Here is a 17,719-nt window from a genome sequence, read left to right on the forward strand (position 1 = left end):
ACGAGCAAAGCAAGTGAGGAGCTTATCAGCCGTCCACGGTAAAGGAGACACTGTGAAAACAAGCGATAGCGCAGGTTGAACAGATGTCGCTCTTATGCCCTGTGGTGAAAGCGTAGTGCATTTCCGTAGCGGTCTGACAATTGCTACCCTAAGTTGCTGCACAGTTTATTTCAACTACATTTATATTTATCATCCAACTGCTGTAAAAGTAATACGTAAATTTTCGATCCTGTAATCGTTCGACTTTGGAGTGGAACGTTTTGTTATGTTCCACTCTCTTTTTTTACTTTTATTCCTCTTCTTCAACGATTTTTGCAATTGATAATTCTTCAAGTTGTGTATCACTAACTTCACTTGGTGCATCTGTTAAAAGATCTGAAGCGGATGCTGTTTTCGGGAATAAAATAGTGTCCCTAATATTCGATTTATTCGCTAACAACATGACAATTCGGTCTAATCCAAGTGCAACTCCTCCATGTGGTGGAGCTCCATATTCAAGTGCATCTAATAAAAAGCCAAATTGTTCGCGAGCGGATTCTTCTGTAAAGCCTAACACTTCAAACATCTTATTTTGGAGTTCACGTTTGTTAATTCTTACCGAGCCTCCACCTAATTCATACCCATTTAAGACGATATCATACGCATTTGCTCGCACATTTGCAGGGTCAGTCGTTAATTGATCGATGTCATCTTCTACTGGTGAGGTAAATGGATGATGGGCTGCCACATAACGATTTGCCTCTTCGTCATATTCAAGTAACGGCCAATCAACAACCCATAAGAAATTAAATAAAGTTTCATCAATTAAATGGAGATCTTTTGCTAATTTGAGTCGTAAAGCACCTAAACTATCATAAACAACTTTTGCTTTATCAGCACCAAATAAGAGTAAGTCTCCATCTTCAGCATTTGCTCTTTCTATTAGTTGCGCTTTTTCTTCCTCAGAGAAGAATTTTGCAATTGGTCCTGTCAAATCACCATCGGCAATTTTTATCCATGCTAATCCTTTTGCACCGTACGTTTTCACATAATCCGTTAATTCTCCATCAATTTCTTTTCGTGTAAATTGATCAGCATTTCCTTTAATATTTAATAAGGCAACTTTTCCACCACTTTTTGCAGGACCGCTAAATACTTTAAAACTACAGTTTTCAACGATATCTGTTACATGAATTAGTTCCATGCCAAATCTTGTATCTGGTTTATCAGATCCGTATCGTTCCATGGCTTCATGGTAACTAATTCGTGGAAATGGAGTTGTAACTTCCATATCAAGGACATCTTTCATCACTTGTTGCATCATTTTTTCAACAAGTTCAATAATCTCTTCGCTCGATAGAAATGCTGTTTCAATATCAATTTGTGTAAATTCAGGCTGACGATCTGCTCGCAAATCTTCATCACGGAAACAACGAGCTATTTGATAATATTTTTCGAAACCACTCATCATTAATAACTGTTTGAAAAGTTGCGGTGATTGCGGTAACGCGTAAAACTCACCTGGATGAACACGGCTTGGAACTAAGTAGTCTCTTGCACCTTCTGGTGTACTTTTCGTTAATATTGGAGTTTCCATTTCCAAAAAATCATTACTGTTTAAAAAGTTCCGAACAGATTGGGTAATTTGGTGACGTTTTTTAAATGTATCTTGTAAATCAGTACGACGTAAATCAATATAACGATATTTGAGACGTAAATCATCTGAAACGTCTGCAGCTTCATGAATTAAAAACGGTAAATTTTTCGATTTATTTAATATTTCTATATGAGAAACAGTTACTTCGATTGTTCCAGTTGGTAAATTAGGATTAATGGTAGCTTCATCTCGCTTAATCACTTTTCCTGTAACTTGAATCACAAATTCACTACGCAACGTTTCGGCGACTTGTAATGCTTCTTTAGAGTAATCCGGGTTAAATACAATTTGAACAATCCCTGATTGATCTCGTAAATCGATAAAAATTAGTTCTCCTAAATCACGTCTTCTGTGTACCCACCCTTTTAGTGTTACTATTTCATCTACATTTTTTTCTGTTAATATACCTGCATGGTTTCGTTCTGCCATTATTTTTCTCCTCCACATTTTGTCTTCATTGTTTCAACTAATTGATCAATAGGAACTTCGATTTGATCTCCTGTTTCCATCGAACGAACATTAACGACATTTTTTTCTAGTTCTTCCTCCCCTAAAATGACGACAAAGTTCGCTCGGAGACGATCAGCCGCTTTAAACTGTGCCTTTATTTTTCTTTCTTGGTAATCCTTATCCACTCGTAAACCGTTAGTCCGTAACTGTTGGATGAGTTGAACAGTTTCTTTTTGGACATCTCCAATCGTAACGAAGAAAACATCCAATTCTTTTTTGATCGGTAAAGTAATCTTTTCAGCTTCAAGGGCTAATTGTAAACGTTCAAGTCCCATACCAAATCCTATACCTGGCGTACTTGGTCCCCCTAACTGTTCTGCTAAACCGTTATACCTTCCTCCACCGAGTAATGTTGTAATCGCACCAAACCCTTCTGCTTCACTCATAATTTCAAAGGCAGTATGGTTGTAATAATCAAGTCCGCGAACGAGGGTTGGATCCACTTCATAAGCGATATCTAATGCATCTAAATATGTTTTTACTTTGGTAAAATATTCTTTCGATTCATCGTTTAAATAATCCAACACAGAAGGTGCGTTTTTCATCGCTGGATGATCCATATCTGTTTTACAATCTAAAATTCTCAGTGGATTTTTCGTTAAACGGCTATTACAATCTGCGCATAACTCATCCATATGTGGTGTAAAGTGTTTTATTAAAGCTTCACGGTGCGCATTTCTACTTTCTGTATCACCTAGGCTATTAATAACGAGCTTAATATTTTTTAACCCTACCTTCTTATAAGCTGTCATCGCAAGCGCAATAACTTCGGCATCCACACTTGGATCAGCACTCCCGAGTACTTCCACACCAAATTGATTTAATTGCCTCATCCTACCTTGTTGTGGTCGTTCATAACGAAATAATTGAGAAAAATAAAATAATTTGGTCGGTTGAATCGGTGAACCATATAACTTATGTTCAATATAAGCGCGGACAACACCGGCAGTTCCTTCAGGTCTAAGCGTAATACTTCTTCCGCCCCGATCATCAAATGTGTACATTTCTTTTTGTACAATATCAGTTGTATCCCCAACACCGCGTTGAAAAACTTCTGTATGCTCAAAAACAGGTGTTCTAATTTCTTCGTAATTAAAAGTTTTACATATTTCACGTAATACATTCTCAACATATTGCCATTTCACCGTTTGTTCAGGTAATAAATCTACCGTTCCCCGTGGCGCTTTCATTTTCATCGTTGTATACCTCCTAAAATTTCAATTAAAAAATCCCGTCCCTTTATTCACTTTACGTAGAATAAAGGGACGAGATTACCCGCGTTGCCACCCTCATTAATGCTACTCTTTTGAGCATTCGCTTTGACAGTTAACGCCTGTTACACGTCTTTTACTCGCTCCTCATGGAATGTCTTTCATTAGGCAAAAATGTGAAAATAGTTTCAGCCAAGCTATTTTCTCTCTTTTCATCTTGTTCCTAATTACTTTTTCCGTCTTAGGATTTCTATTCGTTCATTTATCATGATCGTTATCATCATAAGTTTTAAAATAAAAAATGTCAAGATTTAAGCGGGATCGATTATTTTACCATCTTTCGTTTCCATGATGATTGTAACAGGACCATCATTAATTAACTCAACATCCATCATGGCACCAAATTCTCCTGTTTCCACATGGATCCCGTTTTCTCGTAATTTTTCATTAAATGTATCATACAATTTCTCAGCATTTTTAGGTTCAGCTGCTTTGATAAAGCTAGGTCGTCTTCCTTTTCGGACATCAGCATATAAGGTAAATTGTGAAATAGATAAAATACTTCCCTTTTTATCTGTTAACGATAAGTTTAATCTATGGTCCTCGTCTTCAAATATACGAAGATGGATTATTTTATTTACTAAAGCATCGATATCCGCAGTTGTATCGTCATGTGCAACACCAAGTAAGATGACTAAACCACTATCTATTTCTCCAATTATTTCATTGTTCACTTTCACATTTGCTCGTTTAGAACGTTGAATTACTACCCTCACAGTCATTACTCCTTCAACATCAACATTAAAGTTTTTAGTAGTTGTTCAAAAAGTTCAACAAAAATGACACATCGAATTTCTGTGTTGGCTTGAACTTCTTGCTCCTTTTTATCATCCTTTTTGAACACGCAATTTTCGGATTTTTGGAACGTACTAAATAGTCGTTATTGAATTGTGCGTGTCACCGCATAAATATCTTTTACCTGCTTGATACGATGAACAACATGTCGTAAATGATCTGTATTTTTAATTAATACGGTAAGATGGATATGGGCAATTTTATTTTTATCAGCCTTTCCACTTACAGAAGCTATTTGTGTATTTGTTTCATTTACGACTTGAAGTACTTCATTTAATAATCCATGACGATCATATCCTGATATTTCAAGATCTAAATAGTATTCTTTCGTACTATATTTAGCATTTTTCCATTTTACTTCTAAAAATCGCTCTCTCGCTTCGTCTGTTTGGATATTAGGACAATCTTTTCTGTGTACAGAAACTCCTCGTCCTTTAGTAATATAGCCGACAATTTCATCATTTGGTACTGGATTGCAACATCGCGATAACCTTACTAACACATTATCAACGCCTTCAACAGCAATTCCAGAATCTCGTTTATCGGTTGTCCCTGATTTTTCCTGTACATTACTTTGTACTTCTTCAATTTTTTGTTCTAAGTTTTGTTCGCTTTCTTTTTCCTTACGAAGCTGGTCAGTTAATCGAGTAACAATAAGGGATGCCGTAATTCCTTGATAGCCGACAGCGGCATAGAGATCTTCTTCATTTACAAAATTAAACTTTTTACAAATCTTTTTAATATTTTCTGAAGTTAATACTTCTTTTGGGGTAAACCCTAGTTCTTTTATTCCCTTTTCAATTTCTTCCTTCCCTTTATCAATATTCTCTTCTTTACGCTGTTTTTTGAAAAATTGTTTGATTTTATTTTTCGCTTGCGACGATTGGGTTAGTTTTAACCAATCTTGGGAAGGTCCGTAAGAGTGTCTTGACGTAATAATCTCAACAATATCCCCGTTTTTCAATTGATAATCAAGCGGCTCCATCTTTCCGTTAATGCGTGCTCCAACCGTTTTATTTCCAATTTCCGTATGGATTCGGTAGGCAAAATCTAATGGAATAGAGCCGGATGGAAGTTCAATTACATCTCCTTTTGGAGTAAATACATACACCATATCAGAAAATAAATCTATCTTTAAAGACTCGACAAATTCCTCGGCATCATGGGTTTCATTTTGCCAATCTAATATTTCTCTAAACCATGTTAATTTTTCCGCAAAAGATGTTCTATTTGTCTTGATTTGCTTTCCTTCTTTATAGGCCCAATGTGCTGCAATACCATATTCGGCAATTTTATGCATATCTTTTGTTCTAATTTGAACTTCTAGTGGTTCCCCTTGTGGCCCAATGACTGTCGTGTGAAGGGATTGATAAAGATTAGCTTTAGGCATAGCAATATAATCTTTAAATCTACCAGGCATCGGCTTCCAATACGTATGAATAATGCCAAGAACAGCATAACAATCCTTAATACTATTCACAATGACCCGTACTGCTAATAAATCATAAATTTCATTAAACTGAACATTTTGTGTCTTCATTTTGCGATACGTACTATAAATATGTTTTGGGCGTCCAGAAATCTCTGCTTCTATTCTCATACTCGCAAGCTCGTTTGCTATAGCGTTCATGACATCATCAATATAAGATTCACGTTGATCCCGCTTTTGTTTCATCAATTGGACGATTCGATAATATTGCTGTGGATTTAAATATCGCAGCGCCGTATCTTCTAATTCCCATTTAATCGTCGACATTCCTAGCCTATGAGCTAACGGCGCAAAAATTTCGAGCGTTTCATTGGCAATGCGACGTTGTTTGTCAGACGGTAAATGTTTCAATGTCCGCATATTATGAAGTCGATCCGCAAGTTTAATTAAAATGACTCGAATATCTTTTGCCATCGCAACAAACATTTTCCGGTGATTTTCCGCTTGTTGTGCTTCTTTTGATTTATATTTAATTTTCCCTAGTTTTGTAACTCCATCGACGAGCATTGCCACTTCAGAATTGAAAGCAGCTTCTATCTCCTCTAATCCTGTATCCGTATCTTCTACTACATCGTGCAAAAATCCTCCGGCTATCGTTTCAGGATCCATTTCTAAATCAACCAAAATACCTGCAACTTGAACAGGATGAACAATATACGGCTCTCCCGATTTACGATATTGCCCTTCATGTGCTTTCTTAGCGAACTCATATGCACGGAATATAAAACCGACATCTTCTTCAGATAAATAGGATTTAGCATTTGTTACAATGTCATCGATTGTTATGTTCTTATCCTTAGACACGTTATCACCTTTATTCACGGTTAAATATATTATTCGTATTTCATTAATGTTAACACATCATACTCTTTTAATTTACTCATTCCGTTTAAATAGCCTAATTCAATTAAAAATGCGCAGCCAACGACAATGCCACCAAGTTGTTCAACAAGTTTAATGGTAGCTTCTATTGTACCACCAGTTGCTAATAAATCATCCGTAATTAACACTCGTTGACCTTTTTTTACAGCATCTTTATGAACCGTTAAAACATTTTCACCATATTCTAAACCGTAATCTACTTTTACGACTTCACGTGGCAATTTACCTTCTTTTCTAACCGGAATAAAGCCAACTTCTAACTTATAAGCAACAGGGCAGCCAATGATAAATCCCCTTGCTTCTGGACCAACAATTAAATCGATCTCTTTTTCTTTCGCGAATGTAGCAATATCATCGACAGCCGCTTTAAATACTTCTCCATTTGCCATAAGTGGTGTAATGTCTTTAAATTGTACCCCTTCTTTGGGCCAGTTTTCAACAATTGTAATATGTTCTTTATAATTCATGAAGTAATTCCTCCCTATTCGTACGATCGAATGTTACGTTTTGTTCTAACCATTGTTTTAATTCATCATAAGTCGAATAATACAATGTTTTTTCAATGTTGCTTTGCTTTAATCGTAATTGATATGTTCGCGATTGATGTAAATCAGTTTTTTCACTATTTTTATTCACATAAATGACATCATCTTGAACGGTAATAAACTTCAAATCTAAAAATACTTTTAAGATGAATACAACTCGCTCATTCGTCCACTTTTTCATATGGACTACTTTGGGTAAATCGACTTTTAAATGAATTGGACTATATTTTACTAAATAACCATATAACCATTTAAAATCGTCACGGGTTGGCAACGTTTGTAAATAGGCATCCTCTGTTACCCCGTAACTAACATGAATACAGGAAGGATTTGCTTGTTGAATAATCTTCCGTAAAATATCCAAATCGTACGGTAAATCATATAGATAAAGTATATCTGATTTTCTTATCGTGGATACATCTGATTCATATGTGAAAATATGTACATCTTCATAACCGATTACATCATCTATTTGTTTATTACTATTTACAACAACTGTATTATTTTTGAAATGGGAAAGATATGGAACGATATTTTTATCATGTCGCCTACCACGATAATCGAATAATTGCCATTCATTCACCGCAATATCATCAAGTAGGATTTGGACTGTTTTATTCCCATTCCATTCATTCAATTGTAATTTCCCAACAACAGAAACTTCTGTATTAGGGGAAATATAATAAAATAAATGCCCCATTCGAAACCCAATTGCATCAACTACTATATCTTTCTGCTTAAACTGTAATTTTAAATGATTTTTATCCTGTCCGATTTGTCTAAGTTGAGTAGGTATTTTTTTCAAATGAAAAACAGGTTCCTCATTTTTCATTCCAAATGGAGCAAACATATTTATTTGCTGAACTAATTCCTCTGTCATTTGCGTGATCGCAATCGACTGACTAATTTGGATTTCTTGTTTAAAATCATCCGGAGACAATTGTTCAAAAATCTTTTCATTTAAAATCGTTTTTATTTGTTCTAAATGTTCCAGTGGGAATGTCATGCCCGCTGCTTGTGAATGTCCCCCAAAATTAGTGAAAAGATCGTTGATTGCCATACAATGGTCAAATAAATTAAAAGCCGGAATACTTCTAGCTGAACCTTTTAACTCATCTGTTTCTTTCTTATATGTAAGCATCATAACAGGGCGGTCATATCGCTTTACAAGGCGAGATGCCGCAATCCCTAGTACTCCTTCATGCCAATTTTCATCGTATAAAATAATGATACCATCTTCATCATTTACATGTTGTTCTGCTTCTTTCACTATTTTATTCACTATTTGCTGTCGTTCTGTGTTCAATTTTTCGATATACTCGGCGATTTGAATAGCTTCTTCCTCATCTTCGGTTAAAAGTAAGTCTACAGCAATATTCGCATCTGCTATTCTTCCAACAGCATTTAATCTTGGGGCGATGATAAACCCAATATCCCTTTCCGTTACATCATCCATTAATTTACAATGTTTTTTTAATACTTGAATACCGATATTTTCGGTTTTTGCTAATTGTTTTATTCCGTGATAGGCAAAAATCCGATTTTCACCGAGTAAGGGTACTAAATCGGCAATTGTACCAATAGCAACCAAATCGAGTAAATGGGTCGGCATATAATCTAATAAATAATGAGCAAATTGAAACGCTACACCTACTCCCGCCAATTGCTTAAACGAATAATTAGGCGATGTTTTAGGATGAATAATAGCATAAGCATCAGGAATTTCATCTTGAATTTCATGATGATCTGTTATAATTAGATCCATTCCTAACACTTTGGCAAAATCAGCTTCCACTGTATTAGCAATACCTGTGTCTACCGTAATGATAACGGAAACTCCTTGATTAGAAAGCTTTTTCATCGCTACTTCATGAAGCCCATATCCTTCTTCAAAACGATTTGGGATATAATAATCACAATTAGCACCAAGCTCCATGAGAGCAGACATTAGTACAGCAGTTGATGTAACGCCATCAGCGTCATAATCACCATAAACGATCATTTTTTCATCTTGTTCAATCGCCTTAAAAATGCGCTCTTTCGCCTTTTCGATTTGGTGAAAATTCGTTGGTGATTGAATCTTTTCTAATGACGGATGTAAAAAATGTTCTTTATCTTCTATCGTTAAAATGCCTCTCTCTTGGAATAAAGAATCGATCATCGAGTTAGAAGAATCATTTTGATCTGTCCCATTGCTAAATTTCCAATTTGCCTTACTCTTTAACATAAAGTCACTCCCCGTAAATATAAATTCTTATTGTTTGTCAGAGCAAGGACTACTTCTCTATAAGTGCGTGTTCAAAAAGGCCGGTAAAAGAAGACCTGAGAAGTTCAAGGCGGCGCAGCTCCTGGGAACGGACTTTCACAGGATGTGATGACTTCCGTGTTGCCCACGACGCTCAGGACGTGCTAGTGTCGGGCGTTGGTCACAAACGCTTTTCGATGGGACGAGCATTTAGCGCAGTCCCAATCCCAGGACGTGGGCGAATGTAACGGAAGATCCTCTATAGCTTTTACATACGTGAGTACCTAAAAAGGCAAGCTAGAAAACTTGCTTTCGCTACGCTTTTATAACGAGAACTAAAGTTGCACTTATGCAGTCAAGAAAGGATTTATCCTTTCTTACCTGCCAACGCAGAAATTCGATGTCCCATTTTTGTTGGACTTTTTGAACAACCTCTAAAACTTATTTATTACTTTCATCTTCATCTTTATTTAATCCGTTTAATTCGTCTAATTCTTTATGATTAACCTGTTCTCGTAATTGCTTATTTTCTCTTTTTAAACGAAAATATTTTTTACTTCCTACAACAGTCGTTAAAATGCCTCCGAGTAATACAGAAAATAAAATGACAAAAATAAGTGGTGATGAACCACGCCAAAATACATAATTTACTTCAACTGCTCCAACATTTAAAACTGCAAATACAGAAATAACAATAATGAAGATAATCGTTAAAATAACATACGTTTGTCCTTTCATGGTTCATCAACCTTCCCTTATACTTGTGGTCCTTCTACACGTTTCTTTTTCCTAAAATCAATCGGCTTATTCTTTAGTTTATTTCCCCGCCATGCAAGCCATAGTTGGGATGCTAAAAATAACGATGAATAGGCTCCAGCTATTAATCCGGTCACAAGTGCAATGGCAAATCCAAAGATTGATTGTGCACCTAAGATAAGAAACGCAAATACAGCAATTAGTGTTGTTATCGTCGTATTAATACTACGCATGAACGTTTGGATTAAACTATCATTAATTATTTTTGCTAGTTCTTTCGATGATTTTATTCGTTTATTTTTAGCGCGAATATTTTCCCTTATCCGGTCAAATACAACGATCGTATTATTGATCGCGTACCCAACTATCGTTAGGATTGCTGCTACTATCGTTACATCAAATTCTATCCTCGTAATACTAAAAATGACGAGCATGAAAAACACATCATGGAGTAGCGTAATAATCGCGGTTATTGCAAAGAAAAATTCAAATCGTAATGTAACATAAATAACCATTCCTATCGATGCAATTGCAAGGGCATAAATAGCATTTTTCACAAGTTCTTGCCCAACTATTGGCGAAACAACACTTATACTCGGTTCATGGACATATTTATCCGTAAAATAATTTTTCATGGTTGTAATATCTTGATCAGCAAGAACAGAATCATAACGAATCACAGCTATTTCACTATTTTCGCCAGATAAGACGATTGATTTAGCTTCTAGCCCTAACTCTTGAAGATCCTCTTCTATCTCTATCGTTGTTAAACTAGTATCCGACAACACTTCCACACGCGATCCACTCGTAAAGTCAATCCCTGGATTAAGCTTGAAAAAGAGAAGGGATATTGTTCCGATGATCGTAATAATAATCGTTGTCATAAATATTTTCTTCCGATGTTTAACAATATCGACACGGTGATTAAAGATAGTCGGGTCTACTTCCTTGTTGGAAGAAATATCGTGAATTTGCTCCTTTTTCACACCAAACCAACTTTTTCGCTTCGTCAAAAAGCCACTATTAACCCATAATCCTAATAATAATCTTGTGCCATATACTGCAGTTAAAAAGCTCACCAAAATACTGACGATTAACATCGTTGCAAAACCTTTGATCGAACTCGTTCCAAAAATAAATAGAACTGCTGCAGCAAGCATTGTCGTAATATTAGCATCTAAAATAGTAACGAGGGAGTTTTTTCCACCAGCTTTAAACGATGCTACCACTGATTTACCTTGTCTTAACTCCTCTTTAATCCGTTCAAATGTAAGTACGTTTGCATCTACTGCCATACCGACCCCTAAAATAAGGGCAGCAATACCTGGCAAAGTCAGTACTCCATTCATTAATTGAAACACTAATAAAATAAGATAAATGTATATCGCTACGTTAATTCCCGCGATAAACCCTGGAAATCGATACACAATAATCATAAATAAAAAGATAATACTAATCCCTATAATTCCAGCAAAAACCGTTTGGTTTAATGCCTTTTCACCAAATTGTGCCCCAACAGAAGTTGAATAAAGCTCTGTCATATGTACTGGCAGTGAACCAGCATTAATAATATCAGCTAGCCGTTGAGCTTCTTCTACTGTAAAATTGCCAGTAATTTGAACATTCGTCGTATGCAATGGTTCAGAAACAGAAGGTGCGGATATAAATTTCGGATCAGCTTTTTGTACTTCTTCCTCGAATGAATCCCCCTCTTGAAAGTCCATCCATATAACAAGTAAGTTATTAGGTGCACCCATGTTTAAAACTTCAGTCGTTGCTTGACCGAATTTATTTGCATCTTTCAATTGCAAAGTAACCATTGGTTTATTTGTGTTTGGATCAAAATCTTGTTTTGCACTTCCTTCTTTTATATCAGAACCAGCTAAAAGTTCTTTGTCATTCACATCTCGAAATGATAATAAAGCCGATGTTGATAACATCTCGCGAGCCGTTTCCTGATCTTCTACACCAGCAAGCTGCACACGTATTCGATCTTCCCCTTCAATGTCAATAACAGTTTCACTTATTCCAAGTCGGTTTACACGATCATTTAATGTTTGTACTGTTGCCTCAAGAAGTGTTCGATCAACTTCTTGGCTTTTATCGACTGGTTCTACCTCATATAATATTTCGAAACCACCTTGCAGATCAAGACCAAGATTTATTTTCTTACTTATTCCTGTAACCGTCGTACTAATTGTTCCAGCGAAAATAAGAACAATTAATAGAAAGGCAATAATTCTACCTCTTTTTTTCATACAATAATTCCTCTCTTTATACCAAATTTATCAGATTGTTATCATTCATTATTTTGTCCTGTCAGTGCTTGAATAGAGCTCATTAAATCAGCTTCATCGGCATGTAAAGCATCGACCGTCATAAAATTCATATATGTAGTTGCTGGAAGATGAAAAATGTCTTGGATGACTTCATGTAATCGTTTCGTCGGATTGCCTTTCCAAACTTTACTTTCTAAACAGCGCCAAATTTCATCAACTGTTACATCTGAATAGCCAATTAATTTGAATTCACTTTGCTTACTTTTTAAGGCTGGATATATGACAGCTTTCCATTCTTTGATCGACTTTACTTCCATAGACATTCCTCCTAAGATTCAATTCCACTTAGTTTTATATAATTCTTTTGATTGCTTGTCATGCTTGACCTACTATCTAGCATATATATGATTGTAAAGCTATTTTTAATGATTAGAAAGTAGGGCGTTTACTTTGACTAAACAATCGTTTATCCGTGGAACAATGATGTTAATTATTGCTGGAATGATAACAAGACTTTTAGGTTTTGTTAATCGAATTGTTGTTGCACGGTTAATGGGTGAAGAAGGTGTTGGTTTATATATGATGGCATTACCTTCTTTATTTCTTATCATTACATTAACACAAATAGGCTTACCAATTTCCATCTCGAAACGAGTTGCTGAAGCAAACGCAAAAAATGATATGTTTAAAATTAAACAAATTATTTCATTATCCTTTCTTATTATAGCATGTACAAGTATCTTTTTTACTACTTGTATGATCATTCTTGCTCCATTTGTGGCAAATTATTTACTAACTGATAGCCGAACGTTATATCCACTTTTAGCTGTTAGTCCGGTCGTACCTATTATTGCGATCACGTCGGTCATTAAAGGCTACTTTCAAGGAATGCAAAATATGAAACCACAGAGCTATGCGATTGTTATTGAACAAATCGTTCGTATTTCTGCTGTATTTATTCTTGTTTCCCTATTGCTACCATATGGCGTTGAATTCGCTGCTACAGGTGCAATGATTAGCGTGATCATTGGTGAAATTGCATCATTAGCCTATCTATTCTTTTCATTTAAAAGAAAAAAGATTGTCAAAGTTAGGCATCAATTTTTTGCATTTTTAAAAGGAAGCAAAAAAACACGCCAAGAACTATTTTCGATTGCCCTTCCTAACACTGGCAGTAAATTGATTAGTTCCTTTGCAGGATTTTTGGAACCTATTTTAGTAGCTCAAAGTTTAGCGATTGCAGGTGTTGCAACAAGAGAGGCAACGAAACAGTATGGAGAATTAACTGGTTATGCGATGCCACTTTTATTTTTACCAACCTTTATTACTAATTCTCTATCTATTGCTCTCGTACCGTCAATTGCTGAATCTGAAGCACACGGTGATGAACGATTAGTACATTATCGTATTCACCAGGCAATTCGAATTTCATTTGCTTCTGGTGCATTAGCTACCATTATCTTCTCCTTATTTTCTATACCTATTTTAACATATATGTATGATACAAGTAACGCAAGTAAATATATCATTCTAATGGCACCATTTTTTTTATTGCTTTATATACAAGCACCACTTCAGTCTGCTTTATTTGCACTTGATTTAGCAAAAGAAGCGATGTGGAATAGTTTGATTGGATCCGTTGTTAAATTTATCACATTATTTTTGCTCGCTTCCAATGATCAAATTGGTATCATGGGTGTTGCGATTGCCATTAGTACAAGTGTTGTGCTCATTACTTTACTTCATTTAGGAGCATTGTATAAAGCGATTCAATTTACATTACAACTAAAAGATGTGGTAAAAATGATTACATTACTTGTTTCTACTTACTTATTCGGGTTTATGTTAAAAACGCTATTTGCAAATAGCGTAGACCAAATCGTCTCCTTCATGCTCATTTTAATCATTTTAACGGTCATTTATATCATTCTCGTTATATTATTAAGGTTCATCACAAAAGAAGAGTTAAAACAAATTCCGATTGTAAAAAACTTTCTTTAAGTCATTTACTCAACTTTCGCACCATTAAAAGTTTAAATGGTTTGCTTCGTCAAGATTTGGAGCATTTCTAATGATACATTTAGCCCCTGTAACTAAGAGGTGTTCCCAAAGAGGAGGACTGCAATTACTTTCTCCTACGTAATAGATTTATTTGTTACATATAAAAGATAAACTGCGCAATAACTTAGGATAGCAATTGTCAGACCGCTACGGAAATGCACTACGCTTAGGTGGGTATTGTCACTCATTACGTTTATTTGTTTATGAGTGTAATCATATCGTTCACCTTAGGTATAGTTGATTGGAGCTTAGGACAGCCGACTCCTGCGGGAAAGCACGTATCTGAAGACCCCGCAGCGGCGGTTTTTCCGCGAGGAGGCTGAAGCCGTGCCCGCGGAAAGCGACTGTCCATAGCGGAAATCAACGGTGCTGTTACTGTCGTTCTAGCCAGAATAGCAAATTAACTTACTGCGCAGTTTCGTTCAATTGCATACTGGTAGAAACTGTTTAAACGAAAAAATCAGGTAGAGTCTAGATGTAAACATACTGCTCTTAACCAAACTAGTTAAAGTCAACACTGGTACTATTCCATTGTACAAAGGTTTTCTATCCAATTCACTATGAGAAAGTTGAGTCATTCAAATAACTTTTTTACGAATTCCTGTCCAAATGATGTCTATTTTACAAGTACATGAATAAATATAATGTAAAAGGAGGGACAAAGATGAAAAACAATCATCTCATGGCGATCGTGTATGGTTGGGTTGCCATTTTAGTACTTGTTCTTTTATCTAGCATGTTATTATCCGTTCTTATTCGTTTTACGAACGTTTCAGAGTTTACTTTATCCTATATTACATTAACGATTGGACTATTATCATTATTTATTGGAGGCGTTATTGCAGGATTGAAAGGAAAAGAAAAAGGGTGGATTTTGGGTAGTTTAACAGGTATAGGTTTTACTTTGCTTACCTTTTTCATTCAATATTTAGGGTATAACGCTATGTTTTCGCTCCAGCAGCTTATCTTTCATATTACATATATTTTAGCTGCAATGATCGGGAGCATTATTGGTGTGAACTTGATCGTTTCGAATAAAAAGGCATAACGAACGAAAAAAGGTTGTCCTAAAAGCGCGTTCATGAAAAGGAAGACATGATTATTACTTCCCTCTAGTTCTACATGATAAAATCGTTGAAAGAGGTTATTCGGCACGAGGTGAAAACTATACGGTACTTGCCCTGTTCGTCTCAAACTTTTTGGGAGGATCGGACAATTTTCGGATAGGATTCGCTCTCACTTATGAAAATGAGCCTTTTCAACGATTTTACAATCTTTTAGACAACCAAATTCCATATGTATTTTATTTAATTACACATCTTGCTTTACTTCACGTACCGCAGCACGGTCAAAAGTTAGTTTCGTATTGTTGTTACAACTAATGACAATCGAATCTTCATCAATCGCATCCACAACACCATGCAAACCACCAATCGTGACAATTTTATCACCTTTTTGTAAAGCTCCTTGCATTTCCCTTACTGCCTTTTGCCTTTTTTGCTGAGGTCTAATAAGCAAAAAGTAAAAAATGACAAACATTAAAAGGATCGGTGAAAGTTGTATAAGTGTATTCATCTTTTTCCTCCTTTCTAAAAGTTTTTTGGCTTATGTTCATTGAAGCCATATTGTTCAAAAAAGACTTCTTTAAAGTCACCAAGTCGATCTTCACTTATTGCAGTTCGGACTTGCTTCATTAATTTTAACAGAAAATAGAGATTATGGTAAGTGGTAAGTCTAAAACCTAATATTTCATTTGTATTTATTAAATGACGAATATAGGCGCGTGTATAATTTTGACAGGTATAACACTCACAATTTTGATCAATCGGTGAGAAATCACGGGCATATTTAGCATTTCTGACGACAAGTCTACCACTAGAAGTCATGCAAGTCCCATTTCTAGCTATTCGAGTCGGTAACACACAATCAAACATATCAATTCCACGTATTGCTCCATCAATTAATGAATCTGGCGAGCCAACCCCCATTAGATAACGTGGTTTGTTACTTGGCATAAGTGGTGTCGTTACTTCTAACATTTCATTCATGATTTCTTTCGGCTCACCGACAGAAAGTCCACCTATCGCATACCCCGGAAAGTCCAAGGAAATTAAATCTTTCGCACTCTGTTTACGAAGGTCTTCATACTCGCCACCTTGAATAATACCGAACAACGCTTGGTCTTCTTTTCGCTTATGTGCCTGTAAACAGCGTTCTGCCCACCTTGTCGTCCGATTAATTGATTGTTCCATATAGTCGTATGTTGCTGGATATGGAGGACATTCATCTAAAACCATCATAATATCTGGCCCTAAATCATTTTGCACTTGCATCGCTTTTTCGGGTGAGAAAAATAATTTTTCTCCACTCAAATGATGGCGAAAATGAACACCTTCTTCGGTAATATCGCGAATTTTACTTAGGCTAAATACTTGGAAACCACCAGAGTCAGTTAGAATAGGACGATCCCAGTTCATAAAACGGTGTAAACCCCCTGCTTCTTTTACAATATCTTCCCCAGGTCTTAACCATAAATGATATGTGTTTGATAAAATAATTTGCGCATCCATCTGAATCAGTTCTTCAGGACTCATCGTTTTGACTGTTGCAAGAGTTCCTACCGGCATAAACATTGGGGTATCAAAACTACCATGGGGTGTATGAACTTTCCCAAGTCTTGCTCCAGTCTGTTTACACGTTTTGATTAATTCATAAGTGATTGCCATTTTTGTCATCCTTTTTAAGGTTAGTAACTCAACTTTCGCTCCAATAAAATGAGTTCAAACAATTCGCTTGGTTAAGATTGGGTCCTGCGAATACTTCTCCTACCAAATAGATTTGTTGTTTTATTACATATTAAGAAATAAACTGCGCAGTAACTTTTAGTAGTGAACGTACCGTCGCTACGGAAATACACTCCGCTTTCACCACAGGGCATAAGAGCGACATCTGTTCAACCTGCGCTATCGCTTGTTTTCACAGTGTCTCCTTTACCGCGGGCGGCTGGTGAGCCTCCTCATTCGCTACGCTCATTGCGGGGTCTCTCCGAGGCCTTTCCTCCCGCAGGAAGCGGTTTTCTTCCGAGGAGGCTGAAGCCGTGCCCGCGGAAAGCATGTCACATTTCGCGGAAGACAACGGTAGCATGGAACACATTTTAGTTGCTCAGTAGCCCCCTAAGTTACTGCGCAGTTTATATCAAATGCGTGATAATAGCAATAAACTTAGCAAGTTATACATAGGTAGTAAGAAA

The 17,719-nt window shown here is 36.1% G+C and carries 13 protein-coding genes and 1 other annotated feature; of the genes, 2 read left to right on the forward strand and 11 right to left on the reverse strand.

The features are described 5' to 3' along the window. Positions 1 to 289: 289 nt before the first annotated feature. From aspS to DFR56_RS11055, 9 genes are all read right to left on the reverse strand, one after another. The gene (gene aspS, locus DFR56_RS11015; RefSeq protein ID WP_110395491.1) at positions 290 to 2,065 is read right to left on the reverse strand and encodes an aspartate--tRNA ligase; all 1,776 of its coding nucleotides are present in this window, start codon (positions 2,063 to 2,065) and stop codon (positions 290 to 292) included. Next, positions 2,065 to 3,342, reverse strand: a complete 1,278-nt coding sequence (gene hisS / locus DFR56_RS11020) for a histidine--tRNA ligase (protein ID WP_110395492.1) — start codon at positions 3,340 to 3,342, stop codon at positions 2,065 to 2,067. The genes aspS and hisS overlap by 1 nt, the downstream gene beginning before the upstream one ends. A gap of 62 nt (positions 3,343 to 3,404) precedes the next feature. Then, positions 3,405 to 3,609: a binding site (T-box leader), on the reverse strand. Between the two features lie 59 nt (positions 3,610 to 3,668). After that, on the reverse strand, positions 3,669 to 4,133 hold the full coding sequence (gene dtd, locus DFR56_RS11025; protein WP_110395493.1) for a D-aminoacyl-tRNA deacylase: 465 nt from the start codon (positions 4,131 to 4,133) through the stop codon (positions 3,669 to 3,671). A gap of 164 nt (positions 4,134 to 4,297) precedes the next feature. Then, on the reverse strand, positions 4,298 to 6,505 hold the full coding sequence (locus tag DFR56_RS11030) for a RelA/SpoT family protein (protein ID WP_110395494.1): 2,208 nt from the start codon (positions 6,503 to 6,505) through the stop codon (positions 4,298 to 4,300). 29 nt (positions 6,506 to 6,534) lie between these two features. After that, positions 6,535 to 7,050 (reverse strand): adenine phosphoribosyltransferase, encoded by a 516-nt coding sequence (locus DFR56_RS11035; RefSeq protein ID WP_110395495.1) that lies wholly within the window; start codon positions 7,048 to 7,050, stop codon positions 6,535 to 6,537. Next, positions 7,040 to 9,355: a single-stranded-DNA-specific exonuclease RecJ gene (recJ, locus tag DFR56_RS11040; RefSeq protein ID WP_110395496.1), complete on the reverse strand. Its 2,316-nt coding sequence runs from the start codon at positions 9,353 to 9,355 to the stop codon at positions 7,040 to 7,042. The genes DFR56_RS11035 and recJ overlap by 11 nt, the downstream gene beginning before the upstream one ends. A 459-nt stretch (positions 9,356 to 9,814) precedes the next feature. Next, the gene (locus DFR56_RS11045; protein ID WP_110395497.1) at positions 9,815 to 10,111 is read right to left on the reverse strand and encodes a LapA family protein; all 297 of its coding nucleotides are present in this window, start codon (positions 10,109 to 10,111) and stop codon (positions 9,815 to 9,817) included. 17 nt (positions 10,112 to 10,128) lie between these two features. After that, complete coding sequence (gene secDF / locus DFR56_RS11050) at positions 10,129 to 12,387, reverse strand: protein translocase subunit SecDF (protein WP_110395498.1); 2,259 nt, start codon at positions 12,385 to 12,387, stop codon at positions 10,129 to 10,131. Between the two features lie 41 nt (positions 12,388 to 12,428). Beyond that, complete coding sequence (locus DFR56_RS11055) at positions 12,429 to 12,725, reverse strand: post-transcriptional regulator (RefSeq protein WP_110395499.1); 297 nt, start codon at positions 12,723 to 12,725, stop codon at positions 12,429 to 12,431. 133 nt (positions 12,726 to 12,858) lie between these two features. Here DFR56_RS11055 and spoVB point away from each other — a divergent pair, with 133 nt between their 5' ends. Then, positions 12,859 to 14,409, forward strand: a complete 1,551-nt coding sequence (gene spoVB, locus DFR56_RS11060; RefSeq protein WP_110395500.1) for a stage V sporulation protein B — start codon at positions 12,859 to 12,861, stop codon at positions 14,407 to 14,409. A 724-nt stretch (positions 14,410 to 15,133) separates the two neighbouring features. After that, positions 15,134 to 15,517 (forward strand): TIGR04086 family membrane protein, encoded by a 384-nt coding sequence (locus DFR56_RS11065; protein ID WP_110395501.1) that lies wholly within the window; start codon positions 15,134 to 15,136, stop codon positions 15,515 to 15,517. A gap of 263 nt (positions 15,518 to 15,780) precedes the next feature. On the opposite strand, the gene yajC is transcribed toward DFR56_RS11065, so the two are convergent. Then, a complete protein-coding gene (gene yajC / locus DFR56_RS11070; protein ID WP_110395502.1) occupies positions 15,781 to 16,044 on the reverse strand; it encodes a preprotein translocase subunit YajC in 264 nt (87 codons plus the stop codon). Between the two features lie 14 nt (positions 16,045 to 16,058). Further along, positions 16,059 to 17,195, reverse strand: a complete 1,137-nt coding sequence (tgt, locus tag DFR56_RS11075; protein WP_110395503.1) for a tRNA guanosine(34) transglycosylase Tgt — start codon at positions 17,193 to 17,195, stop codon at positions 16,059 to 16,061. Between the last annotated feature and the right edge of the window lie 524 nt (positions 17,196 to 17,719).

The sequence above is a fragment of the Pseudogracilibacillus auburnensis genome, assembly GCF_003201975.1.
GTDB lineage: Bacteria > Bacillota > Bacilli > Bacillales > Amphibacillaceae > Pseudogracilibacillus > Pseudogracilibacillus auburnensis.

Coding starts and splice junctions, on each gene's coding strand:
- aspS (WP_110395491.1), bottom strand. CDS start 2,065: ATGGCAGAACGAAACCATGCAGGTATATTAACAGAAAAAAATGTAGAT.
- DFR56_RS11055 (WP_110395499.1), bottom strand. CDS start 12,725: ATGGAAGTAAAGTCGATCAAAGAATGGAAAGCTGTCATATATCCAGCC.
- recJ (WP_110395496.1), bottom strand. CDS start 9,355: ATGTTAAAGAGTAAGGCAAATTGGAAATTTAGCAATGGGACAGATCAA.
- hisS (WP_110395492.1), bottom strand. CDS start 3,342: ATGAAAATGAAAGCGCCACGGGGAACGGTAGATTTATTACCTGAACAA.
- yajC (WP_110395502.1), bottom strand. CDS start 16,044: ATGAATACACTTATACAACTTTCACCGATCCTTTTAATGTTTGTCATT.
- DFR56_RS11035 (WP_110395495.1), bottom strand. CDS start 7,050: ATGAATTATAAAGAACATATTACAATTGTTGAAAACTGGCCCAAAGAA.
- tgt (WP_110395503.1), bottom strand. CDS start 17,195: ATGGCAATCACTTATGAATTAATCAAAACGTGTAAACAGACTGGAGCA.
- secDF (WP_110395498.1), bottom strand. CDS start 12,387: ATGAAAAAAAGAGGTAGAATTATTGCCTTTCTATTAATTGTTCTTATT.
- DFR56_RS11065 (WP_110395501.1), top strand. CDS start 15,134: ATGAAAAACAATCATCTCATGGCGATCGTGTATGGTTGGGTTGCCATT.
- DFR56_RS11045 (WP_110395497.1), bottom strand. CDS start 10,111: ATGAAAGGACAAACGTATGTTATTTTAACGATTATCTTCATTATTGTT.